Source organism: Bythopirellula goksoeyrii (assembly GCF_008065115.1).
Classification (GTDB): Bacteria; Planctomycetota; Planctomycetia; order Pirellulales; family Lacipirellulaceae; genus Bythopirellula; species Bythopirellula goksoeyrii.
In genome coordinates, this window is the sequence record NZ_CP042913.1 from 2,285,070 (window position 1) to 2,308,042 (window position 22,973).

The following is a 22,973-nucleotide window of genomic DNA, read 5'->3' on the forward strand; positions in this document are numbered from 1 at the left end:
AAGGCGGAAAGACAAGAGTCCAGAGCCATTCTTCTGGCTTTCGTCTCTTGACTCTCAGTTCTTAACTACACGATCAGCATCGCATCACCGTAGCTGTAGAACCGGTACTCCTCACGGATGGCTTCTTCGTAGGCTCGCCTGACTAACTCGGTCCCCCCCAGTGCCTGCACCAAGAGGAGCAGCGTTGTGCGGGGAAAATGAAAGTTGGTTAGTAGGGCGTCCACGAGTTGGAACTCGTAAGGGGGATGGATGAATAAGTCTGTCTCTCCCTGCCAGGGTCCAATGGATGACGTTTTTTGGCGGTCGAGTTTCTGAGCCGCCACCACCGACTCCAGTACCCGCGTGACGGTCGTACCCACGGCGATAATTCGCCCCCCTTCAGCTCGCGTGGTAGTTAGCTCCTGGGCTGCTACAGTATTGAGTTCCCCCCACTCAGCGTGCATAGGATGCTGTAAGGGGTCATCGACAGTAATCGGTCGAAAGGTACCCAAACCCACATGCAAGGTCACTGCTGAGAGTTCTACTCCTGATTGTTCGAGAGCCCGTAAGAGATCGGGAGTAAAATGCAACCCGGCTGTCGGTGCTGCTACGGCTCCCGGATTGCGCGCAAAGACGGTCTGGTAATCGGCGATGTCCGAGTCCACCATATTTCCCTTGCGGATATAAGGCGGCAGCGGAACGTGGCCGAATTCTTCCAGTAGTTCCAAAGTCGGGCGATCTTCAGTCGGCCGAGCCAGCCACTGTCCCTCTTCAATTTGTTCGAGCAGCCACAGTGTTGCGCGCGTTCTTCCATCGCGATCGACGAGCTTGATCTGCTCAGGGGGATGCAGATGGCCTCGGGTCTTGCAGACTATTCGCCAATCGCCGTTAGAGTTCGCGCCAAGATAAAGCCCTTGCCAGCGGCCTCCAGTACTGTCCCTGATTCCCCTCAGTTGAGCAGGGATTACTTTTGTGTCATTCAGCACGAGCCGATCACCAGAATGGAGCAGGTTCGCTAGATCTCGGATATGATAGTGGTCGATTGAATCGGTACTTCGATCAAGAACCATCAGCCGAGCATCGGCACGATGCGCCAGTGGCTGCTGGGCAATGAGGTCGGCAGGGAGTTCGTAATCGATCCAAGGTTCCATAGTCATCGGCCAAAGGTTTATGTGTCGACTGAAGTGTATCTGCCAATCCATTGCGGGGTAGGCCAATTTGCAAGTCAAGATTCCGAAGAGGTCGGCAAAGCAGGAATCTTGGAATTCTACTCACGACCGCTTAGTTCACTATGTTGCCCAATCGGAGTCTACCCGCATTCGACTAGATGAATAGAGTCAAAATTCGGAGCCCAAGAGCCGGATTGTGATTGATTCCAATCCCCCGGCTGGTTAGCTTGTAAATAGAGTCCCTTGTCGTGATCGCAGCGGGTCACCCCAACTTTTCATTGAAAGGCAGAAACGTTATGGAAACACTCATTCCAATTATTGTCCAAATTCTTGGAGGTGGCGTCGGCGGAAATATCGTCGGCGCATTGCTAAAGAACGTGAACCTCACAAAGCTTGTGCAAACAGTCGTCGGCATCGTCGGCGGTGTGCTGGGAGGTCAGGCTGCCGACTGGATGGGAATTCTCGAATCGGTTCTAAATAGCGGCGGCGCTGGCGCAATTCTTGGAAACGCCGGTACCTCGGGAATTGGCGGGGCAGTTCTCGTCGCTATCGTGGGCCTCATCAAGAAAGCCATGGCAGGAAGTGCCAGCTAGTTGGCTCTCTTGTTTCATGATTCACCAATCCCCCTCTCCCGCGTTCAGTTCAATGAATTGACGGGAAGGGGGATTGGCAATTCGTTAGCTCAACTTTCTAGGACCCTCGCATATCCTATCCGTGCCATTGGTATTGATAGGATTCCTCATATGCCTCTCTGGCAGTGTCTAGTTCAGACTCTGTAACTTTTGTTGCAACTCGGGCCAAATTCAAGACCCTTTTTCTCTTTGCGACGTACTAGCACTTACCGCAATTGCCGCGGGGGTTGATTGCAACAAAACGTCAATTGGAGGTTGAGATGAATCTCATAGCACAGATCCGAGAATCCCGCATAACGAGTACTGTGGCAAAACTTTTCATGGTTGCCGCTGTGCTAGGAGTCTATACAACTGAAAACGTTTCGGCGACAGACACCGTCAACCCTGCGATTGCAGCGGCACGCGATCTTTCTGGCGCTTTCAGGGCTGCAACCGGTGAAGTCATGGACGCGGTTGTCGCAATCGAGTCAAGGAAAGAAGAGCAAAGTGCTACTCAAGATCAAGGCTTGCCAAAGGGCGAGAACCCCTTCAAAGGCACTCCGTTTGAAGACTTATTCAATGAAGGGCGCAGGCAACAGCAAGCCGTTCCACACCGCAGCCAAACGGGTATTGGATCGGGTGTGCTAATTCACAAGTCGGGACTCATTCTGACAAATAACCATGTTGTTGATGGTGCCGATCATGTGATTGTCCGACTGCATGATGGTCGCGAATTCAAGGCGGTTGATGTGAAAACGGATCCAAAAACCGACATCGCGATCGTGCGAATCGAATCCGACACGGACTTTCCTTTTGCCAAACTTGGCGATAGCGATGTCGTTGAAATCGGCGACTGGGTTCTTGCCTTGGGGCAGCCCTTTGGACTAGAGAGCACTGTCACTGCGGGGATCATCAGTGCAAAGCATCGCGGCATTGGCATCGCCGCCCGTGAGAATTTTCTGCAGACCGATGCAGCCATCAATCCCGGCAACAGTGGCGGTCCCCTTGTAAACCTGGATGGCAAGGTCATCGGAATCAACACGGCCATTTCCTCTTCAGGGGGAGGGAACGACGGAATCGGATTTGCGATTCCCGTGAACATGGTCAAATGGGTTGGCAAACAACTTGTGGCCGATGGAAAGGTTCGCCGTGCCTACTTGGGTGTTGGCATCCAACCCGTAACTGCCGAATTGGCCAAACAGTTTCATGTTGGTCCGCGTACCGGGGTCCTGATCAACCAAGTCCATGCCGACACACCAGCCGAAAAAGCAGGCCTCCAATCCGGTGACGTCATAGTTGAGTTCTCAGGAAAAGCGATCACCGATCCCCGTGAACTTCAACTCCTCGTCGAATCTGCAGACATGGAGAAGAGCCACTCGTTGAAGGTCATCCGAGATGGCAAGTCGATCGAGTTGTCTCTGCGTCCCGAGGTTTTGCCAGAAGATCTGAGTGCGGCGACTCCAACTCCAAAAGATGCGGAATCCGATCAGCTTGAGGAACTTGGCTTGGCCGTTCAGGAACTGACACCGGAAATTGCAACGCAACTTGGGCTGGAAGGAATCGAGGGTGTTCTCATCGCTGACGTTCGTGATGGCAGCCCGGCCCAACGTGAAGGCCTGGAACCAGGAAACGTGATTACTCATGTAAACCGCCAACAGATCAATAGCAAGAATAAATTGATGTCTGAGTTGAAGTCCGATACCGACGAAGAGGGGGTTCTCCTATTCGTCAGGACGAACATGGGCTCTCGCTACGTAGTTTTGAAGAGTTGAACAAAGCAGCCTAATACTAGCTGCAAGCTAGAAATTCTGCCTGGGCCGGCGATGCTATCCTCCCCCCGCGATGCATCGTCGGCCTTTTTTTGCGCGCGAGCATTGAGAAGACTGCCCTAGAGCGATTATGCTAAAGTCCCGGCAAGTGTTTTTTGCCCCAGACAATAATCTTACTCTACGACATAGTATCATGCTCCCCTCCTCTTCAAATTACGAGAAATATCACAGAGTCTTGTCGCAATCCCCCCTCTTTCACGGATGTGACCATCAGTTTTTGCAAGATCGCCTGCTTCATTTGGAGCCTGTCGAACATTCGCGTGGGGATGTGGTCCTTGAAGCTCAGCAAACAAAGGACACATTCTTCATCGTTGTCAAAGGAAGGGTCAAGCTAGTTAGCCGTGCTGAGGCTAACGAAAGAGAGATCACACTGTTTCTCCTCGGCCCCGGGGAAGCATTCGATGTTGTCAGCTTATTAGACCGCCAAGCACACAACCTTTCTGCCGAAGCCTTGGATGATGTGACGCTTCTCTCAGCACCTACCGAAGAAATTCGCAACTGGATCGCGCATCATCCAGAATTCAACCGAACATTTCTCCCCTATCTGGGCCGTAAGATGTCGATGCTGTCAGAACTCGCCAGCGATCTGACATTGCACGACACAGGAATCCGGCTGGCAAGGCTTATCCTCCGTCACGTCGATCCTGAATCTGCTAATCACGAGGTACAACTGATCAATAATCTGTCCCACGAAGAATTGGCCAATATGATCGGTACTGTGCGAGTGGTCGCCAATCGGCAAATCCAGAATCTCAAGCGTCGAGGTATCATCGACGCTCGTCGGGGTAATCTGGTAGTGAAAGACTTGGATGCATTGATGAAGCAATGCGACTTTACCATCCCAATGCCGCCGAGTGAGGACGACTCTCTTGGAGCGTAGTATCCACATCCCAGTATTGTTTGACGAAGTGATCGAATGGTTGGAGCCCTCTGCGGGGAAGACTTTCGTAGACGGAACACTAGGCGGGGGAGGGCACACCGCTGCCATTGCTGAGCGTGTCGGAGGAGAGGGACTGGTCCTAGCAGTCGATCTCGATCCACTGGCCATAGACCGAGCAGAAACTATCTTGGCCGGCAAGCCTATCAAGCTAGTTCAGGCCAATTACGCGGAAATTCCTGAAGTCCTAGCCCAAGTTGAAATCCCCGTCGTCGATGGCATCCTCCTCGACCTGGGTCTCTCCAGCGATCAACTCGCCGACGGCGAACGCGGCTTTTCGTTCCAGACCGGTGGTCCGCTCGACCTGCGTTTCAATCCCGATGAAGGAGAGTCTGCATCTGAACTTCTTGCCCACATTGGCGAAGACCACCTGGCTGACATCATCTACCGGTACGGAGAGGAACGCTGCAGCCGACGCATCGCCAAAAAAGTAGTAGCCACTCGACGCAAAGCACCGATTCAAACTGCCGAGCAACTAGCCGAGTTAGTTAGAAGTTGTGTGCCACGCAGTCATGTCTCCAAGATCGACCCTGCCACGCGCACGTTCCAGGCGCTGAGAATCGCTGTGAACGGCGAACTCGATTCACTGGAATCAGCGCTGAAGTCACTTCCTGATTGCCTCAAGCCTGGAGGCCGCCTCGCGATCATCAGCTTTCATTCGCTGGAAGATCGCCTCGTCAAACATGCCTTCCGAAGCGACGAACGACTCAAAGTCCTTACCAGAAAACCGATTGCCCCGACCGAAGCAGAAGCTGCTAGCAATCCCCGCGCGCGAAGTGCAAAGATGCGAGTCGCGGAGCGAGTGCTTTCCTAAACATGTTTTGCGAAACCGCTTCGAGAGTTACCTCACCGGCGGAAAATCACTTGGTGAATATCCTACCGGCTTGGAAGCAGTCTCCGCAGGGAAATTCTGTGGCTGCGGAATCATCGACTGAGCCCCCGTCGAGGGATAGTTGGTAGCAGCTGACTGCGAAGGTGGATACATCGGAGTCGGAAGGATATGGTCGTTCGACGCTGGAGCACGCACCGTCGTCGAGGGCATGGAAACCTGAATTCCGTTGCTCAGCTGAGAAACTTGCTCCACTCTGTTGGGAACCGGAACGTTTAGTCCGGCCAGCAAAGTTTTGGCCTCTTCGAACTGAGGGTTCTCTGCCAGTGCTAAGTTCAAATAGGAAACAGCCTCGGCTGACCGTCCTCGTTGCTGAAGCAACACGGCCATATTGTAGTTCGCCACGGCAGGTTTGTAGACGGCCATCATATGCTTAGATGCCAAATCGGGCCGATTCTTCTCAATCCATACTTTGGCGATATTGTTGCGATAGAGTTCCTTGTCAGGTCGCATTCTTACTGCCTGGTCTAGGAGTTGCAGACTCGCGTCCAATTGACCATTGCGGGCGTGACAAAGTGCCAGGTCGTTTAGCGGTTTGGCATCTTGCGGATTCTCTTTTACCAGCTGCTGATAGATTTGCATCGCAACCTGCAAGTTGCCTTCGCGATCTTCTAGTCGCGCCAAGCCCAATAGACACTCGGTGTTCTTCGGTTCCATCGAGAGCGCCTTTTGGTAGTGCGCTCTAGCTTGAGACGCATTTCCCCCCTGGTCGCTTAGTTGGGCCATGGAAAGATACAAAGCGGCCGAAGGAGGTCCACTGCCAAATTGGAATGAGATGGGATCGCTTTTGGTGCGGTCATCAAGCGATGACTTTTTGGGGCTTTTTGATTTAAAAGGAGCTGTGACTTTGTCAGTCCAGCTTGTCTGAGCAACTGGTGCCGTCGTCAGATTGGGAGTCGAGGCTTTCTTTGATCCAGGAAATCCTGGAGTAGAACAGCCTATCGACAAGGCAATGAGAGTACAACTAATTTTCCAACTCGATCGCATGACTCCACCCTCCTTGGTGAAAGTTTCGATCCAATTCGATAAGAATTCGCAATAAGATCGTTGGCCGTGGTTCGAGCTAAAACTAAATACTCAAACCACGGCGCGGCATTCAAACAGTTACTGAGTAGTCGAACTCGAACTTCCTGACCCACTCGCAGCAGGCAGAATTGGAGCAGGTTGGTTCGTTTGAAATCCAACAAACACATTATCAACGGCGCCGGCAGGATGACCTTCCGACACAATATGCGTATCATTGACCATGACTGGTTCAGAAACAGAACTCTGGTTCGAAGCCCAGCTATGCACTGCCGCAATTCGACTCGCTGTCGTCGACTCATCCTCGCCACGTTGCACGTAAATCGAACGATAGTCCTGCGGTGCTTGAGTGAGGACCCACTTGGCTTTCAACTTGCCAGCTTTGGTCAGCTCGTTTGTATCGGGATCAAAATGGTAATCCCCAAGCAGATTCTGTCTCCGCCAACCGTTGGCAATCATCGCCGAATAGGCATTGTTCACAGCGCATCGCGCGGGCGGAATGTAGTAGCGAGGCCAGTTTGAATTGGCACAGTATCCGGCAACGTACAACTCACAAAGTGTTCTCCCATGACATGGGTGGCATTGAGCTTGGCCACCTTGACATTGAGCTTGTAAGCTCGTCGCAGAAATGATCAGTGAGCAAGTAATCGAAAGTATTCCTAGCAATTTCATCGTCAGGGTCCAACGTGTTGTGCGAGGGTTTACCACCAGTTTTGTAGCAAACTAGAGGTTTGGAGTTTCCTGTTACTCCTAGTGGTCACCTTGCGGGGTGGTAAACCAATAGGCAGTCAGCACCGCAGCCTTTGCGGCACCCATCGTCACTATCGACCCATAATAGAGAGAAGCTGCGGAACTTCTGTAGGAACCCGGATTTTTTGCCAGGCTTGCCTATTGTGTTTTGGGCTGCCCTAGGTCGGGTTCATCGACGGGAACAGCTCGTTGATCATGGTGATAGCAGCTGGGCCTACTAGCACCACGAAGATGGCTGGGAAGATGAACAAGACGAGCGGGAAAATGAGTTTCACCGCTGTTTTTGCAGCCTTTTCCTCCGCCATCTGCCGACGACGTGTCCGCATCGAATCACTTTGGACGCGCAGAGCCTGAGCCACACTAGAGCCAAATTTATCGGCCTGGATCAAGATTGCTGCCAATGCCTTCAGATCATCGACCCCGGTACGAGCCCCCAGGTCATGGAGGACCTCGTTGCGGGCACGCCCCATTTGGAGTTGCAGATTACAGAGACCAAATTCCTCGGCAATGATCCGGTACGCTTTCTTCATTTCCTCAGCCACTTTCCGCATGGCCTGATCGAGTCCTAAACCGGCCTCAACGCAAACGACCATCAGGTCGAGCGCATCCGGAAGACCGTAGAAGATGTTATCTTGTCGGCTCTTGGTAACGAACCAGATAACGATTTCGGGCAAGAAGAACATCACCAATCCGATGGCAGCGGAGTAAGTGAGCGAATCGATATTAAGGCCTCTCGTGAAGACCATCGCACCACCGCCTACGAGAAAACCAACCACTAGCCCGATCATTTTCAGAGCCCAAAAGCCTTCAGCGGCTTTAGGGCCGCGAAAACCAGCTTGGTTGAGTTTCATGCGGGTCTTACTGATGTCTTCAGTCGACTTCGGCTGAAGTGGCTTGGAAAGCGCAGGGGATGCCATCGACAACACCCGCGACATCGCGCCGTTCTTCTCCTTTTTATCTTGCAGCAAGTCAGCCTTGCGGCTGTTTGGATCGCGCATCTCCTTGAGTCGCTCTTCAGCGCGTGGTTTTCCACCCGCCAAGATTTCAAGTAACCACCAAATCACAGCGGCAGTACAGCCGATGATCGAGAGGTGCAGGACCAATGGAGAATCAAATAGACTCGATGCGAGCAAACTCATATCAGACTCGGATGTTAACGATCTTGCGAATTGCCAATGCACCCAACAACTGCATCACGATGCCTCCAACAAGCATTTTCTTACCAAGCTCGTCGGTAAACAGGAGTGATAGATAGTCGGGATTCATGCGATACACGGTAATAAACAACAGCGGCGGTAACGCCAAGAGAACGATGCCGGACAGGCGACCTTCGCCAGTAAGTGCCTGAACTTGTCCCCAGATTGCATATCGTTCGCGAATCAGGCGACCGATCTTGTCGAGGATTTCAGCGAGATCACCACCCGTTTGCCTCTGCAATATTACTGCGGTGACAAAGAACTTGAGATCGAGGTTGGGAATCCGATCACACAAATTGGAGAGCGCTTCCTCAAAGGGAAGACCCAAATTCTGTTCCTCAAATACTCGCCCGAATTCTGAAGCAATTGGATCCGACCCTTCTTGCGACACCAGGTGAAACCCAGCGGCAAGACTATGGCCTGCACGCAAGGCTCGGGCAACCAATTCCAGCGCTTCAGGAAGTTGTGCAGCAAATTTTGCAAAACGCCGTTTTCGGCGGAATACTAGCCAAAAGAACGGCAAGGATGCGAAGAAGATGCCCACGACGGGAGCCAACATCACATTGAGTCCCGCCAGGCCTACCATGGAGGCGGAACCTACGCCTAATCCCAAGCAAATCGACAAGAATGCCGCTGTCGACATCGTCACTTCAGCTTGCTCGAACAGTAAGTTCAAATTGAACAAATTGCCAAACGCAGTCTCGAAAGCATTCTTGCCGCGCTCTCTGGAGAGCAACTGGGTCAGTTCCGTCAGACCCGCAGGATCGTTCTTATCTCCCTTACCAGTAATCGAGGAGAGGCGGTCTTCCATCTGCGACACGGACTGGTCGCGAAAAAAGACGGCGATTCCCACGATCAACGCGACGACACCCAGGAATACTGCGCCAATAATTAGGACACTTGGAAGCATGATGGACTCTCAATGCTCTGATGGTGGTTCAACGGTAGTTTGTTTGTCTAGGAAAAATAGCTCACCGGGGTCCCCCTCTCGCCCCCCGGCAAGCACAATTATTTTGGATCAATCGCGAAGCATCATGCGTTCGCGGAAGGCACTGGCTGGGAGTCGTACTCCGTGAGATTCTAGACGAGGAATAAAAGTAGGACGAATTCCCGTAGCTTGGAAGTAACCGGTCGCACGGCCATTGCCGTCGACTCCTTCTTGGTTGTACTGGAAAACATCCTGCATCACGATCGTATCTTGTTCCATGCCGATGATCTCGGTAATGGCTGTCACCTTGCGAGGCCCCCCCGAGAGACGGTTCACCTGCACGATGAGATCCACCGCACTGGCGATTTGAGAACGCATCGCTCGGATCGGCATTTCAAAGCCGGCCATCATGATCATTGTTTCCAACCGAGCGATGGCATCGCGCGGGGTGTTGGCATGGCAGGTGGTAAGCGAACCATCGTGTCCCGTGTTCATCGCTTGCAGCATATCGAGCGTTTCTGGTCCACGGCATTCGCCGATGATGATTCGATCGGGTCGCATACGCAAACAGTTCCGCACCAAGTCGGTCGCCGATATCTTACCCTTGCCTTCGATATTGGGAGGACGGGTTTCCAATCGCACGACATGGCTCTGCTGCAACTGGAGTTCTGCCGCGTCTTCGATCGTTACAATGCGATCTTCATTCGAGATAAAACTCGACAGTGTATTGAGCAGAGTCGTTTTACCAGAGCCCGTACCACCGGAGATGATGATATTCAGTCGAGCCTTCATGGCCCCTTCCAGCAGCATGACCATTTCAGGCGTCATGCTTTTATAGTTCAACAAGTCTTCAAGCTTGAGCGGATTCGAACCAAAACGGCGAATCGTCAAGCTGGGACCGTCCAACGCCAATGGGGGAATGATCGCATTCACACGCGAACCATCCGGTAGGCGGGCATCGCACATGGGACAAACTTCGTCCACACGGCGACCTACTTTCGACACGATTCGATCGATGATTTGCATCAGATGCTTGTCGTCGCGGAACGTGACCTCTGATTTCATCAACTTGCCACCCGATTCCACGAACACATTCTTGGGACCGTTGATCATGATTTCGCTGATCTTCGGTTCTTTAAGGAGCATTTCCAGCGGTCCGAGGCCAAACGTTTCGTCCAAGACCTCTTCGATCAACTTGTCGCGTTCGTTGCGATTGAGAAAGGTGTCTTCCGTGTCACAGAGGTGCTCGACGACCAGGCGAATCTCGCGGCGGAGCACGTCTCCTTGCAATTCGCCGACATGCGACAAGTCGAGTTTATCCACCAACTTGGAGTGAATGCTCTGCTTGAGCTTTTCAAACTCCAGTTTCTTGTCCTCGCCAGCGGGAGGCAAGGTGGTATTGAGTTTGGTCATTGTATGTCGCTCCACGATTGGTAAGTCGGCTCGGGTCGCAATCTCGCATCGAGTCCGTCCGTACGGATCACTCAGATGATCGAAAGTGCTTCAAGCAAAGATAGCTCATTTCCGGTAAGGTTGAGCTAAGAGGAGCAGGTTCATGCCAGCATATTTGGGCATGAGATATAAGATGACGATTGAGCCGTTTGTGACGGCAAGATACCGAGTGTTCTTGGCTTGCTAAGCAAGAGAATGGGTTGAATAATGCGAGTAACCCCACCCCAACGGCGTTTTTTAGGGGCTAATCCTTGCATCAGTAAAACGACCAATAGGGCATCTCAACCCTCGGCTGGCAAGATCGCAATAGTTGCCGTAACCGATATCGCGATCTGCCAGCCACTTTAGAACTTTTCTTTCTCAGACTATTTCGATCGGTCACGTCCGCGCGAAGCTTGGCAAAGGATCATACCTAAAAGGAGTAGTATTTGGCTGGTGGGTTCTGGTAACCCTTCATCGCCTGGATCTCCATTGGGGATACGAGGCCCCACCGTGTCCGTATCTTGAAAGAATAGAAGCTCATCCCCAGCCAAAAACGGTATTGGATCGAAGATGGGAAGTTGGCCAGTATCTATCAGCTGGCCGAATTGAATCTGCATCGCTCGATAGACATCTCCCTGTGGACCCAAATTGGGGTCAGCCAAGTTATCAACCTCGTCAAAATACACGACCCGCACGTGACTCCAGAGCCCAGCGGATGCAAAGGCATCCAGGTCATTTCCCCGATATGAGCCGTCGGTGCCAAAGAATGGATCGGTGCGATCGAAGACCGTTGCTCTAACAGAGACCGGCTGAGAACTTGGCAGAAATCCCTCGAGGGTGAGACCATAAAGGGTCAAATTCGAGCCAGTTGGTGCGTCAGCGCTCAACCGCCAAAGGTTGTCCCAAGTGTCACCGGCTTCATCAAGCCGCCAGCCTGTTCCAAGAGCAGACCCTGCACCAGCAACTCCAGGGGTCCAGAAGACAGTCTGATTGGTAGTTGTCAGATCGGGGGTAAAGTGTGCCGTCACACGCATACCGCCCATATCTTCCCCAGTTGTCATAAAACCCGAGATATCGGTGATTGTGTGCAGTGTACCGGGATTAGATAAGTGACTGACAGTTTGACTGTTGGACTGGCTCACCAACAGAAGGATAAGCGCGAACGACGATATAAGACTTAGGGTGAGAGTTCTCATGAGACACCTCCTAAACGAGAAAGCATTTGAAAGAAGCCTCCATCGCCACTCTAGTTCTCTGCCACGATTAACAAAACTTTCGCGTAGGTAGTTGGACTTTCGCAACCAATAGAACTGCCGTGGCGATAAAGTCAAGAATAGTGCTAGGTCATCGCTGGGTGGCGGTGCCCTGATGTATCTAGCAACTAGAAGAGCTTGAAGGTAATGCATGGCCGAACCTACTTCGTGCCACATGACCACAACATAAATCCGTCGAGAGGAAATCAGAGTAGCGCAAGAGCATGACGAATCGAAAATAACTCGTCAATAACCTGATCGAGGGGACGACAAATTGTCCTGAAGGAAGCCTACAGTTCTCGCATGAGAGCTAGCATATCCTTAGCCCTACATGAGAAAGAGGCGAGAAGTCATGCTAGAACTACTTCGCTGGCCAAAGATTCAGCCAACGACGACTCTTGGAGTCCCTGTCACTTAGTTCGCCTTCTTCGCGAATCTTGCCACAGACGGCGTCGGAGAGCTGTAAGATTGAATTGGTGATACCCGCCTTCGGAGCATGCTGAATCAATGGCACACCGTTGTTGCGTACTTCGATCATCGTCCGGTAGTCATTGGGGATCTGCCAATAGATATCGCGGCCAATCGATTCCCGAGCCTTTTTGAGGCTTATTTGCCCCGAGTCTTGGCCCACTCGGTTGACAACGACCTTGACCTTACTACGCAGTGACTCATCACCATCAAAAGTCATCATCAGGCGGACCACATTTCGCAGGCAAGGCAGATCCAGCTGCGTAACCATCAGGATGTCGTCCGCCATATAGATTGCCTGCATATCGAGCTCACCGAAATACTTCGACAAATCGATCACGATATGCGTAAAGGAGGTCTTTAAGAGCCCAATGACTCGTTGAAGACTGTCAGCAGTGATTTGCTGCACATCCTCGAGTTGCACCGGGCGAGGCAAAAGGTGCAGACCCGACGAGTGTTTTGTAAGTGATTTCTTGAGCAGTGTTAGATCAAGTCGCGAGACGTTTTGCGCCACGTCCGCCAAAGTGTATTCAGGAATCGTATCAAGGAATACGTCGGCATCTCCCAACGCAACATCAAGATCAACCAACACCACAGAGTTGGACTCATCCGCCGCCATGGCACAAGCCATGTTGACTGCAACGCTCGTAGTGCCTACACCACCTGTGGCACCCGCCACTGCAACCACACGGCAACCGACTGCAGCGTTAGTACTTTCACCAGCATGTTGACGTTTCACACGGTTCAGTGCCGTGATCAAATCTTCTTCTTTGAGAGGCTCGGTGAGGAACTCCTTCGCCCCCGCCCTCATGGATTCCAAGATCAGACGGCCATCGGTACTACTACTTGTTACAAGTAGAGTGCATTGCGGCGATTGAGCAGATACTTCCGCTATAAGCTGGATCGCTCGCGCAGGATCTGCGTCCATTGCAATCAAACCAATATCGGCTTTGGTTTGCTCGACAACGTCAGCAAAGAAATCGTAGCGAGAACTCTCCGCCTCAAGCCAGACACTGTCCAACTGGAGGAGTACGTTCTTGAGCGCTTCTCGCGAGGCGTCGTCGGGATCAACAACCGCTATTCGGAGTACATTGGCCATGGTTCGAGTTCAGCTTATGGATAGTTCAACGGAGCATAATCAAGGGTGCAGTCGCCAAGGAGCTACACACTTTCCTGTGCTAACGTAGCTTATTTTTCCATGTCGTATCCGATCGGGCCCATCAATCCTGGGGTTGATGTGCTGGCCTGTCGGGGCTGAGACTCGGGTTGCGGTTGCCGATTTTGAGGAATTTGAAGGTTGGAGTACGCTGATTGGTCTGTTTCCATCCAAGGTGCCCTCATTTGCATGGCTGAGGGATCAGTCGGCAGATTGCCTGCTGGATACCTATCCCCCCCAGGAGCCGTCGGTTGCACATCAGATTCTGTCGGGGTTGACGGTTGCAGCGTTTCGGCTGGCACAGAAAGTGAGTCATAATTCTGGTCCCCATACTCATAATCTGCTTCCGTAGGAACATATTGCTGGCCGATAGGCTGACCATAACCATCCGTGGCAATACACTGCTGTGGATTGTTATAGGCGTTTGCACAATTCAACCCACACCCATTCGGGGCACAAGGTCCACAGGCGGGAACTTCCAAGTGGCCACCAAAGTAGAGCTGGCAATTGGTCGGAGATACTGTCTCCATCCCCGGTCCACAGAGGGGGACTTGATGAGGATCCATGCCGTCAACCAGCTCAGGAGTCACCATGATCAGGAGTTCAATCTCTTCAACTTCTTCACGGACGGAACGGAAAGCGGCGCCAATGTAGGGAAGATCGCTAACATACGGTATCCCCTGTTCCTGAGCTGATACTTTCGTCTGAACTAAACCAGCCAATGCCAAGGTTTGGCCTGCCTTCAATTCAACGCCGGTATCCACTTGACGAACTCTCAGAGCTGGAATGGGCGTCGTGCTTCCTACGATTCCGATGGCATTTGCATAATCGAGATCGCTAACACGGGGGCGAACTTCGAGCCGAATATTTCCATTCCCCAGGACGATCGGCACGAAGTCGATCTGTGTGCCGTAGGGCTTGTACTCAATGGTAACTTGATTGATCCCTTGAGGGATTGGAACGGGTATTTCACCACCTACATTGAACTGAGCCGGACGGCCACTAACAGTCGTGATGGTTGGATCAGCGAGTACTTTTGCAAGCCGATTCTCTTGTAAGGCTTCGATGAAGCCAAAAAAGGCACTGTTACTGCCCAAGACTCCAAAATCAATTGTAGTATCACTAGTCGCTGTGACAGATCCGCCCGAAATACTTGAGCTTGTAATTAAATCTGAAATACTGGAAACAAACCCGCCGCTATCACTGAAGCTGGCAAAATCCACTCCTAAATTGCGGAGTTTGGTTCGAGAGACTTCCATGACCCTTACTTTGAGCATGACCTGCTGGACCCCGCCGACGGAGATGTTATTGATGATCTTTGGTGCGTAGTCTTCTGCCAGACGGATGATGGGGCCCACCGACTCTGGCTTTTCAACGAAACCTTCCAGCACCAGGCTGTTGGTCAAACGCATCACTTTAATCGACGATTCGGGAAACAGACGTTCATAGGCCAGTTCCAGTTCTCGGACATCGCCATAGATCATTACGTCTACGGTATAGACATTGTCGTCTTCGTCCCACAAATTCACTTGAGTCACACCCGGCTTACGGGCAGCGAGTTGCACTTGGTTGGCGCTGATCGGAGTGACGGTTACCAACTCGGGGTTGTTGACCACCATTCTTGGAATCCGCTTTTCGAGCGTGAGAATGCGGCTCGAATTGACGGTCAGCTCCAAACGCTCGGTCGACTGGGTGATATTGCGGATCACCTGCGACTGTTGTATCTGAGCAAAGGCAGCCGTGCTAATGCTGGTGAATAAAGTCACGGTGGCAAGTGTCAAGCGAGCCAGAGTGAACTTGTGAAATGCCAATCTGGCAACGGAGATGCGGGGAGTTTGTTCCGGGTACATCCTTGTACTTCCTTCGCTTTGAGTATACTGAAAACTGGCAACCGACAGGGTCGGCAACCTTCTATCAGTCACTGGATAAGTAACATCCTTGCTACTACAGCCAGTGTTCAGTCCTGGGTTTATTCAAAATCTATCGGGAATTTCCCATCGGGATTATCAGCACTGAAATCAGGTCCAGACGATTCCTCTTCGCCTGATTCCATGTCAACAGAATCGGTTGGACGGTAGGTATTGTAGTCATCTTCAGCTTCCAAAGGTTCGCCAGTCGTATTGTCAAAATCAACTTGACTGACCTCATTTGGGAAAATCAACTTCATTCGGAACGGAGGCTCGACGGCGACCGTCGGGTTGTGGCTCATGTCTTTGCGGAGAGAAGCTTCGATATCCTCGTCGCTCTTATCAAATGCCGCCCGCTCTTTCTCACGATTACTCGAATCGCTTCGGGCGAAGATATCCTCAAGAGATTGTTCCGCGTCATCGACTATCAAGTCATCGTCCGGGTGACGTGGAATCAAGCTCAGCTCGCCCATGTTTTCGGCCGTGGTCATGCGGCTCGCCTGCTGAGGCGTAACAACCAAAGACAATGTCTTGGCAACGCTTCGTTCCTCGGTTCCTTCAGCAGTGCGTTGGACAGTCTGGTCGACCGCATAGACGCGGATGTTTTGCAGAATGATTTTTGTGAAGGCGTGCGGGATGCCTTGTCGCTCGTTCTGTGGAATATAGAGCTGGACGTCGACCCGATCACCAGGGCTCAGAAGTCCTGCCGCACTCTTGCGGGCATCGACTGAAACGGTCTTGAGCCGCATTCCCGGTGGAATCCCGGAGATAGGATCGTGCGTTTCGCCCTTGGCCAGGAATTTGCCATCGTTGAGTGGCTCGCCCTGGAAGATGGTCGTTTTCGGGCGGCGACTTTCGATCTCCTCCCATTTGGTAATAGCACCTACAGGAACTTTGTCCCGGGGCCACTCCTGGAGGCTTACCATGCCATCATTCACCGGATCTCCCAGATTGATATTCTGGAGAGCCACGTAAATGGGCACTGTCTCGATAGAAGCTTGCTTCTTGTTGTTGCTGTCGAGCACCTGGCTAATGCCGATCGAGGCAACCAGGCCGCAGCCTAGCGCAAGCGCCAACAGTAGTAAAGATTTCGGACGCATCATACCCCCCTGGCATGAGGTCGGAATTATCGGATTCCGGTTGTCTGCCACAACGTGTCGTTGTGAATGGTTGTTATAGTCAGTCCATTACGGTTTACTTTGCCCAAATTCCGTCAGGCTTACTTTTCAGAACGAATCCGCGATAAATGGCTCGTCCTCTCTCGGCGCATCGTCCTTCAAATTGGCTGGACTCTAACGCCTTGTCTGATTCTTCGGCTCTCTCAGCCCCTGTCGTCCACTTATTTGGGGAAATTCTCCGATTGTCCCGGTCGTGCGACCAGGTTTCCTACAATTGCATCCCGTGCCACGCGAAGTAGGCAATCGAGCCAATTGCAATGGGAATTCCATAGGGAAGCAGGAACATGCGTGGCTTCCTCTCGGCGGCAATTTCAGCAAGCTTCTCAGGATCTTTAACGGTAACAATTTCGTTGTAGATGCCCCAAAACTGGTCGCGATGCTTGTTCCATGACTTGGTCCAAAGCACCATGCCGATAGCAATGACTCCACCGACAATGGCCGATACGGCAAACGCCATGAACGTGACTGATGGCCACATCCAGGCTCCCACGCCAGCAAGCAGCTTCACATCGCCAGCACCCATCCCACCGATGGCGTAGAGCGGGAGCAGGCAGGCAAGTCCCACGACCGTTCCAAGTAAGCTATATCCCAGGCCTTCCCAGCCTGCATAAGGGGACAGCGCTGCACTGTACACCCAACCGCTGAGAATCATCGGGTAGGTAATCCAGTTGGGGACCTTGAGTTGAAGGCCATCAATCACGGCGGCCACAATCAACGTGAAGGTTACAAGCCAGACATGCCAGGTTTCACTAAAAAATTGTACGAATTCGTTCATGAGGTTTGTCCGTTGAGCGAGGTTGATAGATTTATCGCGTCGACCACCGTTTTCGGTGCTTTAGCTTCGAGGAGCCAGAAAGAATGTTGCCAGACAAGTCATGATCGCTAACGCACAACACGCTAATTGAAACACATGTGTAAACATCTGTTCTGGAATCAAGTTGAACATGGCGTTTTTCTCCCCATTTTTCCCCAGCAGGGACGCTTACCACCCATTGTTTGGGCTTCTTCTAAAGAACCATAGCTTACGAATTGAACGGCAAGCGAGACTTTTTCAAATACCTAAGGGTGGGCACCGCCCACCTTTCTGTGCTAGAAGCAGTTGGTGGGCGATGCCCAACGTACGCCCTATTATCCAGTACAAACCAAAAAAACCTCCCGGGACCCAAGTGGATCCCGAGAGGAGTTAATTCAACCGTAGTTCTGACTCCCTGAAAGGGAGACACCCACGTTCGATCAGCTAGATGTCAACTGACCAGCGACACCCGTAAAGGTAGCCGCGGCGTTGGTACCTACAGACCGAATCGCTGTCAAGCAGACGATGACGATCAAGGCGAGCATGACTGCATACTCAACAGCGGTAGGGCCGTCTTCCGAAACGAGGAAACGTTGTACCTTCTTAGCAAAATTCTTCATAGCATTCCTCCAATTCCCGGTGCCGACTTTGTCGACACCCTTCAGGGTTGTCAGGAGCAAAATCGCTCCCGTTAGTAGGAACTGCCATCGCGTCGTCGACCCTCCTGGCCATAGAGCCTGCAATATTGCGATGTCAGAACCTGAACTGTTACAAGTTAGCGTGCCTCACTTCTCGCGTCGGCTAGCATCATTGCTTTGCATGTCGTGTATCCATTCGGCAGCCAGGCGTACGCTGTTAGGCGTCCCTTGGCTTTGCGTCCCAACCTTGCGGCTGGTTTGCCTTTATCGAGGTTGATAACACAGCAGGCTCAATTTCTGCTCAACTACTCTCACCTTAGACGTCCGTGAGTAACCGAAAGGTCAGGAGAAGAGAAGTCTCGCAGGTGGCGCCCGCAGCGCTCACCTTTTGTAGCCGGCTGACAACCTGTCATTCCGACCACACTTGAAACTTATGTCAGTTCCATCCGAAGTCAAAAAGAATTGGCCAAATAGTCTCAAGATTTTCCCCCGTCAAGACGGGGCCCCCTCTCCTTTCGGTAGGACTGGACAATTCGTACCAATTCAGTCCTGATTTCTGCCCGTTTTGTTGCCATTTTGCAACCTACACTTTCCTTATGTGGTGATTAGAAATCACCTGTCGCTTACGGCTTAGCGATCTGAGATATCAAAGTGAATTTCATTCAGCAGACTATCGACCAATTAGCCTCGGCCAATCGCTGCGCATACAGTCCTGATGGTCCCTGGGCTGCCGAACCGACTTCGCTAGCCTGCCTGGCACTGAAAATCAACAACAATCACGAAGCCGCGCTTCGTCTGGCGAATCAACTTGTTGATTCTCAAGAAAGCAATGGGGCAGTCTGTGCTCTTGCCGAGCGTGACACCCCTGCCTGGACCACAAGTCTGGCGATTCTTGCTTGGACAACTTGCGATCAAGTCACTTTCGCAAGCCATATCAAGAGAGCCATTGATTGGGCTCTAGTAACCCAGGGCAAGCCTGCGGATCGTCACCCGGATGTCGGCCACGATCCTAGTATCCTTGGTTGGTCTTGGGCAGCTGATACGCATGCCTGGATGGAGCCGACTTGCATGTTCGTTATCGCCCTCAAAGCAGCGGGGTTTCATGGCCACAATCGCACCCGCGAAGGTGTGCGAATGATCGCAGACCGACTCCTTCCTGCCGGAGGCTGCAACTATGGCAACACGATGGTGCTTGGACAACAGATGATGCCCCAGGTTCAGTCGACAGGGCTTGCTATGCTTGCCTTGGCCGGAGAAGAGAACAAAGACCCTCGCGTGGTGGCATCACTTGACTATCTGCAAAACCACATTAGACCAGAAACCACAACCAGTTCGATGTGCTACGGATTGCTCGGGCTAACTGCCCAAGGTCGCCGTCCTCAGCAAGCCACAGATTACCTTCGACAGGCGTACGGGCGTGAAATGGCCAGCGGAACCAGCGAGTACAAGTTGGCTCTGCTCTTGCTGGCGGCCAGTGAAGAAAAGGAACTGTTTCCAGGAATCCAGTCGGAGGCAACCGCATGACAATTCCTCGCAAACCCACTTCACCCGAATCCTTCTCTCAACCCACCCGCCGCACAATGCTGGCCGCCGGGGGCGTGGCGATCGCCGGCTTTGCGGGGGCCAAGGCATTGGCCCACTGGATGTTGCCCACTGCCGAAGTTTTCGTCGCCCGCAATCAGCAATACAACGGCCAGTTGGTCCAAACAATTCGCGATGGGCTAAACGCTTGCGGCTTAGTTCCTCACCAGTTCGCCAACAAACGGGTCCTCCTCAAACCCAACATGGTCGAGCCAACCCGCCAAATCCCCCACATGACCACGCACCCTGCCGTGATCATCGCTGCCGCCGAGGTTTTCCGCGGTTGGGGCGCAACTGTCACCGTGGGTGAAGCACCCGGTCATGTCCGAGACACGGAGATGGCCCTGGTCGAATCAGGCGTCTCTGAGGCACTGCGAGATGCACGACTAGAATTTGCCGATTTGAACTACGAAGATGTTGCCTGGCGCGTCAACCGAGGTCGAGTCAGCCCGCTCAAGGGAATCTATTTCCCTCGTAGCGTCTGCGAGGCTGACTACGTCGTGTCGCTACCCAAAATGAAAACCCACCACTGGGTGGGCGTCACCTGTGCAATGAAAAACTTCTACGGCACGCTTCCCGGCATCAAATATGGTTGGCCCAAGAATGTGCTGCACCACAACGGCATCCCCCAGACAGTAGTCGATATCAATGCATCGCTCCCCAAATCACTTGCTATCGTGGACGCCATTGACTGCATGGAAGGGGACGGCCCAATTTTGGGGAGCATGAAGCATATGGGATTGGTGCTAGTCGGCAGCTCCCTACCAGCCGTCGACGCCACCGCAGCGCGTATCATGGGAATCAGGCCCGAACGAGTAAGCTACCTCTCGCTGGCAGCGGATCGCTTGGGACCAATCGCAGAAAATCGTATCACTCAGCGTGGCGAAAACTGGCAAGAACTCGTAAGCCCGTTCCAGATTCTCGACGAGCCGCACCTGCGGAATCTTCGCGAGACGCCCACCGGACCGTTGGTGAGTTAGCCGCAACGAGTCCGCCGAGCCTCACGAGGCGGAGCGGAGCGTCCTCGCCTCTAGCGACTACTGCATCTGCTCCCCGAGCACCCCATCAACAATCTGCCGTACTTCTTCTGAAGGATCCACTTCGGCAACGTCTTCCGGTATTTCGGCAGCATCTGCTTCCTTTTTGGCAGAGGCCAGCATCGCCCTCAAATCCTCATCGCTTACTTGTTGCCGGAAGATCCATGTGCCATCGGGTTGCAGATCCGCGATATGTGACAGCACTTTTTCGATATCCTCTTCGTTGATCCTCTCATCAATCACGCCGCTGACAAACCGTCGCAGAGTAACTCTCCCAGCAGCGATTTCCTCCGCATTGAGATCCGACTTATCCAGGTATTGTGCCTCGATGACGGAAACGACGATCATGTTCAACAGCGGCGATTCCAACAACGCCGTTATGATCTCCCCGAACTGGGGCACAGTGATCTCGTTCGCCTTAAAAGCTTCCATGACCCTGCCGAGTTCACGTTGAACCTCGAGCTTCTCCTGTGCCGGCAAGTTCGACGCATCCAACGACTGCTCAATGGCAGTCGTTGCCATCGCCGTCGCCCAACCCCGCCACTGAAAGAAAGCGACTACCCCAAAGATCACAAAGAGAGCCACGATGACTGCTACGACAATCAGACAGCCCTTCAAGCATCCCGAACCCTGTCGCGGTTCACGAATGGACTCTTCGGGTTCAATTTCAAATCGTTCGCCAGGCACTCTTATTCTCCAGCAGAGAGTAACTTAATGAGCGGATCGGCGCTAGCCGCAGGTAAATACCCTCTCACCGGCGGCTAAGGCCGATCCGCTTATTGAATTCCACCGCGCATAAAAAACCCGATCCGTCTTGGAAATAGGGACCGGGTAAGGCAAAAATTGAAAGTGGAGGATAGCGGGCTCGAACCGCTGACCTTCTGGCTGCCAGCCAGACGCTCTCCCAGCTGAGCTAATCCCCCGGGAAACGAACATCGCCACCTGCCCGCAGTCCGTAGGAACCGCCCTGGCCCTGTCGGCGACGAACTGGCAAACTATCACTCTCCCACCCAATTGTCAACGCCGCAGAAGAAGGCAGGATTTCCAATGTCCAAAGAACAATGACCCATGCGTAGGGATTCTCCCTCTAGCATTGGTCATTGTGCATTTCCTCTTCCCATGAGCCAACTCCCCAGAAGCCTGAGAATGCTGATTACCGTGTGCAAGGTTGCCCTCGCGCTCGGGATAGTCACCTACCTCCTGGTAAAAATCCAAGGGGACGCCGGCTTCTCGCGCTTGATAAGCGAACCCAAAGACTGGTCATTTCTTGCCCTCGCCCTTGGCATGGTACTCATCTCGTTCTCCTGCAGCTTCGTCCGCTGGTATCTGCTCGTCCATGGTCTCGGCATGCAATTCCTACTGAGCGATGCCTTCCGACTCGGCACACTCGGATTTATGCTCAATCAGGTCATGCCCGGCAGCGTCGGAGGCGATCTGTTCAAAGCCGCCTTCATTGCCCACGAACAACCGGGGCACCGGACCGAAGCGGTGGCGTCCGTGTTTATCGACCGCTTCGTCGGACTGGTAGGGATGCTCGTCGTTGCCAGTGTGGGACTGCTGTTTGCCAGCGACTCGCTCCGCAAGAGTCCCCTACTCAGTGGCGTCGAAGCCGTTGTCTGGACCGCCATGCTGGTCGGAGTGGGAATGCTACTGCTCATGACCAGCCGGCTTGTCTCAGGCGAGTGGATGCAAAACCTCCTTGGCAAGCTCCCCTTGGTTGGTCATTCTCTGAGCCAACTGAGCGAAGGTCTTGCCAACTTCCGTAGCCGTCGTCGCTACCTGGTCGCCGCCTTTTGTCTCGCACTCACCACGCATTGTTTATTGGTAAGCGCCTTCTGGTGCATCAGCCGTGGCCTCCCCATCACCGGCCCGACTTTTCAAGAGAACGCCACCATCGTCCCGATGGCATTGGTCGCAGGCGCATTACCTCTGACCCCCGGTGGCCTGGGTCTCACCGAAACCGGCCTTGCCAAACTATTCGGCACCATCGGCCTGCGCGAAACCGACGGCGCCATGGTCGCCCTCTGCTATCGTGCCCTTACTTATGTAGTCGCCGCGCTAGGAGCCTGCTACTACCTCGCAGCCAAGAAACGCATCGACAAACTCTTAGTCGAAGCCGAAGAGCTCGCCGAAGAAATCGGCTGAAACTTCCCGCTACATCTTGTTAACCGCGATGCGTAGCCCCAGCGCAGCAGAGCGCGACCGACGCAACTCCCT

The 22,973-nt window shown here is 52.9% G+C and carries 20 protein-coding genes, 1 tRNA gene and 1 riboswitch; of the genes, 7 read left to right on the forward strand and 14 right to left on the reverse strand.

Annotated elements, in window-relative coordinates:
* Positions 1-65 precede the first annotated feature (65 nt).
* On the reverse strand, positions 66-1,136 hold the full coding sequence (gene queA / locus Pr1d_RS09025; protein ID WP_148073224.1) for a tRNA preQ1(34) S-adenosylmethionine ribosyltransferase-isomerase QueA: 1,071 nt from the start codon (positions 1,134-1,136) through the stop codon (positions 66-68).
* A 308-nt stretch (positions 1,137-1,444) separates the two neighbouring features.
* Between queA and Pr1d_RS09030 the strand changes: the two genes are divergently transcribed.
* The 4 genes from Pr1d_RS09030 to rsmH all read left to right on the forward strand — a co-directional run bounded on the left by Pr1d_RS09030 (position 1,445) and on the right by rsmH (position 5,339).
* Positions 1,445-1,741 (forward strand): hypothetical protein, encoded by a 297-nt coding sequence (locus Pr1d_RS09030; RefSeq protein WP_148073225.1) that lies wholly within the window; start codon positions 1,445-1,447, stop codon positions 1,739-1,741.
* A gap of 299 nt (positions 1,742-2,040) precedes the next feature.
* Entirely contained in the window at positions 2,041-3,531 is a 1,491-nt protein-coding gene (locus Pr1d_RS09035) for a Do family serine endopeptidase (protein WP_148073226.1), read from the forward strand.
* A gap of 232 nt (positions 3,532-3,763) precedes the next feature.
* Positions 3,764-4,468 (forward strand): Crp/Fnr family transcriptional regulator, encoded by a 705-nt coding sequence (locus Pr1d_RS09040; protein WP_168205135.1) that lies wholly within the window; start codon positions 3,764-3,766, stop codon positions 4,466-4,468.
* On the forward strand, positions 4,458-5,339 hold the full coding sequence (gene rsmH, locus Pr1d_RS09045; protein WP_148073228.1) for a 16S rRNA (cytosine(1402)-N(4))-methyltransferase RsmH: 882 nt from the start codon (positions 4,458-4,460) through the stop codon (positions 5,337-5,339). The genes Pr1d_RS09040 and rsmH overlap by 11 nt, the downstream gene beginning before the upstream one ends.
* Before the next feature lie 27 nt (positions 5,340-5,366).
* On the opposite strand, the gene Pr1d_RS09050 is transcribed toward rsmH, so the two are convergent.
* The 11 genes from Pr1d_RS09050 to Pr1d_RS09100 all read right to left on the reverse strand — a co-directional run bounded on the left by Pr1d_RS09050 (position 5,367) and on the right by Pr1d_RS09100 (position 18,120).
* Positions 5,367-6,401 (reverse strand): tetratricopeptide repeat protein, encoded by a 1,035-nt coding sequence (locus Pr1d_RS09050; protein ID WP_148073229.1) that lies wholly within the window; start codon positions 6,399-6,401, stop codon positions 5,367-5,369.
* 117 nt (positions 6,402-6,518) lie between these two features.
* Entirely contained in the window at positions 6,519-6,917 is a 399-nt protein-coding gene (locus Pr1d_RS09055) for a hypothetical protein (RefSeq protein ID WP_148073230.1), read from the reverse strand.
* A 428-nt stretch (positions 6,918-7,345) separates the two neighbouring features.
* The gene (locus Pr1d_RS09060) at positions 7,346-8,326 is read right to left on the reverse strand and encodes a type II secretion system F family protein (protein ID WP_148073231.1); all 981 of its coding nucleotides are present in this window, start codon (positions 8,324-8,326) and stop codon (positions 7,346-7,348) included.
* Position 8,327: 1 nt separating this feature from the next.
* A complete protein-coding gene (locus Pr1d_RS09065; RefSeq protein WP_148073232.1) occupies positions 8,328-9,293 on the reverse strand; it encodes a type II secretion system F family protein in 966 nt (321 codons plus the stop codon).
* A gap of 108 nt (positions 9,294-9,401) precedes the next feature.
* On the reverse strand, positions 9,402-10,724 hold the full coding sequence (locus tag Pr1d_RS09070; protein WP_148073233.1) for a CpaF family protein: 1,323 nt from the start codon (positions 10,722-10,724) through the stop codon (positions 9,402-9,404).
* Positions 10,725-11,128: 404 nt separating this feature from the next.
* A complete protein-coding gene (locus Pr1d_RS09075; protein ID WP_148073234.1) occupies positions 11,129-11,941 on the reverse strand; it encodes a hypothetical protein in 813 nt (270 codons plus the stop codon).
* Positions 11,942-12,359: 418 nt separating this feature from the next.
* Complete coding sequence (locus Pr1d_RS09080; RefSeq protein ID WP_148073235.1) at positions 12,360-13,565, reverse strand: AAA family ATPase; 1,206 nt, start codon at positions 13,563-13,565, stop codon at positions 12,360-12,362.
* 89 nt (positions 13,566-13,654) lie between these two features.
* Positions 13,655-15,472 carry a type II and III secretion system protein family protein gene (locus Pr1d_RS09085; protein WP_148073236.1) on the reverse strand — a complete coding sequence of 606 codons (1,818 nt, stop codon included), beginning with the start codon at positions 15,470-15,472 and terminating at the stop codon, positions 13,655-13,657.
* 119 nt (positions 15,473-15,591) lie between these two features.
* Positions 15,592-16,632 carry a Flp pilus assembly protein CpaB gene (gene cpaB, locus Pr1d_RS09090; protein WP_148073237.1) on the reverse strand — a complete coding sequence of 347 codons (1,041 nt, stop codon included), beginning with the start codon at positions 16,630-16,632 and terminating at the stop codon, positions 15,592-15,594.
* A gap of 283 nt (positions 16,633-16,915) precedes the next feature.
* A complete protein-coding gene (locus tag Pr1d_RS09095) occupies positions 16,916-17,482 on the reverse strand; it encodes an A24 family peptidase (RefSeq protein WP_148073238.1) in 567 nt (188 codons plus the stop codon).
* A gap of 458 nt (positions 17,483-17,940) precedes the next feature.
* Positions 17,941-18,120, reverse strand: a complete 180-nt coding sequence (locus Pr1d_RS09100; protein WP_148073239.1) for a Flp family type IVb pilin — start codon at positions 18,118-18,120, stop codon at positions 17,941-17,943.
* A gap of 213 nt (positions 18,121-18,333) precedes the next feature.
* Positions 18,334-18,411, reverse strand: a riboswitch (cyclic di-GMP riboswitch).
* Positions 18,412-18,789: 378 nt separating this feature from the next.
* Between Pr1d_RS09100 and Pr1d_RS09105 the strand changes: the two genes are divergently transcribed.
* Positions 18,790-19,662, forward strand: a complete 873-nt coding sequence (locus Pr1d_RS09105; protein ID WP_148073240.1) for a hypothetical protein — start codon at positions 18,790-18,792, stop codon at positions 19,660-19,662.
* Positions 19,659-20,699 carry a DUF362 domain-containing protein gene (locus Pr1d_RS09110; protein WP_148073241.1) on the forward strand — a complete coding sequence of 347 codons (1,041 nt, stop codon included), beginning with the start codon at positions 19,659-19,661 and terminating at the stop codon, positions 20,697-20,699. Before Pr1d_RS09105 ends, Pr1d_RS09110 begins: the two co-directional genes overlap by 4 nt.
* A gap of 57 nt (positions 20,700-20,756) precedes the next feature.
* Here the strand turns inward: Pr1d_RS09110 and Pr1d_RS09115 are convergent, their stop codons facing one another.
* Both Pr1d_RS09115 and Pr1d_RS09120 read right to left on the reverse strand, forming a co-directional pair.
* On the reverse strand, positions 20,757-21,443 hold the full coding sequence (locus tag Pr1d_RS09115; RefSeq protein ID WP_148073242.1) for a hypothetical protein: 687 nt from the start codon (positions 21,441-21,443) through the stop codon (positions 20,757-20,759).
* A 163-nt stretch (positions 21,444-21,606) separates the two neighbouring features.
* Positions 21,607-21,679, reverse strand: a tRNA-Ala gene (locus Pr1d_RS09120).
* 223 nt (positions 21,680-21,902) lie between these two features.
* Between Pr1d_RS09120 and Pr1d_RS09125 the strand changes: the two genes are divergently transcribed.
* Positions 21,903-22,901 carry a lysylphosphatidylglycerol synthase transmembrane domain-containing protein gene (locus Pr1d_RS09125; RefSeq protein ID WP_168205136.1) on the forward strand — a complete coding sequence of 333 codons (999 nt, stop codon included), beginning with the start codon at positions 21,903-21,905 and terminating at the stop codon, positions 22,899-22,901.
* The last annotated feature ends 72 nt before the right edge of the window (positions 22,902-22,973 follow it).

Bases quoted from the DNA above. Each gene is read 5' to 3' on its own strand.
- queA (WP_148073224.1), bottom strand. From the start codon at position 1,136: ATGACTATGGAACCTTGGATCGATTACGAACTCCCTGCCGACCTCATT.
- Pr1d_RS09030 (WP_148073225.1), top strand. From the start codon at position 1,445: ATGGAAACACTCATTCCAATTATTGTCCAAATTCTTGGAGGTGGCGTC.
- Pr1d_RS09035 (WP_148073226.1), top strand. From the start codon at position 2,041: ATGAATCTCATAGCACAGATCCGAGAATCCCGCATAACGAGTACTGTG.
- Pr1d_RS09050 (WP_148073229.1), bottom strand. From the start codon at position 6,401: ATGCGATCGAGTTGGAAAATTAGTTGTACTCTCATTGCCTTGTCGATA.
- Pr1d_RS09060 (WP_148073231.1), bottom strand. From the start codon at position 8,326: ATGAGTTTGCTCGCATCGAGTCTATTTGATTCTCCATTGGTCCTGCAC.
- Pr1d_RS09065 (WP_148073232.1), bottom strand. From the start codon at position 9,293: ATGCTTCCAAGTGTCCTAATTATTGGCGCAGTATTCCTGGGTGTCGTC.
- Pr1d_RS09070 (WP_148073233.1), bottom strand. From the start codon at position 10,724: ATGACCAAACTCAATACCACCTTGCCTCCCGCTGGCGAGGACAAGAAA.
- Pr1d_RS09075 (WP_148073234.1), bottom strand. From the start codon at position 11,941: ATGAGAACTCTCACCCTAAGTCTTATATCGTCGTTCGCGCTTATCCTT.
- Pr1d_RS09080 (WP_148073235.1), bottom strand. From the start codon at position 13,565: ATGGCCAATGTACTCCGAATAGCGGTTGTTGATCCCGACGACGCCTCG.
- Pr1d_RS09085 (WP_148073236.1), bottom strand. From the start codon at position 15,472: ATGTACCCGGAACAAACTCCCCGCATCTCCGTTGCCAGATTGGCATTT.
- cpaB (WP_148073237.1), bottom strand. From the start codon at position 16,632: ATGATGCGTCCGAAATCTTTACTACTGTTGGCGCTTGCGCTAGGCTGC.
- Pr1d_RS09095 (WP_148073238.1), bottom strand. From the start codon at position 17,482: ATGAACGAATTCGTACAATTTTTTAGTGAAACCTGGCATGTCTGGCTT.
- Pr1d_RS09100 (WP_148073239.1), bottom strand. From the start codon at position 18,120: ATGAAGAATTTTGCTAAGAAGGTACAACGTTTCCTCGTTTCGGAAGAC.
- Pr1d_RS09110 (WP_148073241.1), top strand. From the start codon at position 19,659: ATGACAATTCCTCGCAAACCCACTTCACCCGAATCCTTCTCTCAACCC.
- Pr1d_RS09125 (WP_168205136.1), top strand. From the start codon at position 21,903: ATGCTGATTACCGTGTGCAAGGTTGCCCTCGCGCTCGGGATAGTCACC.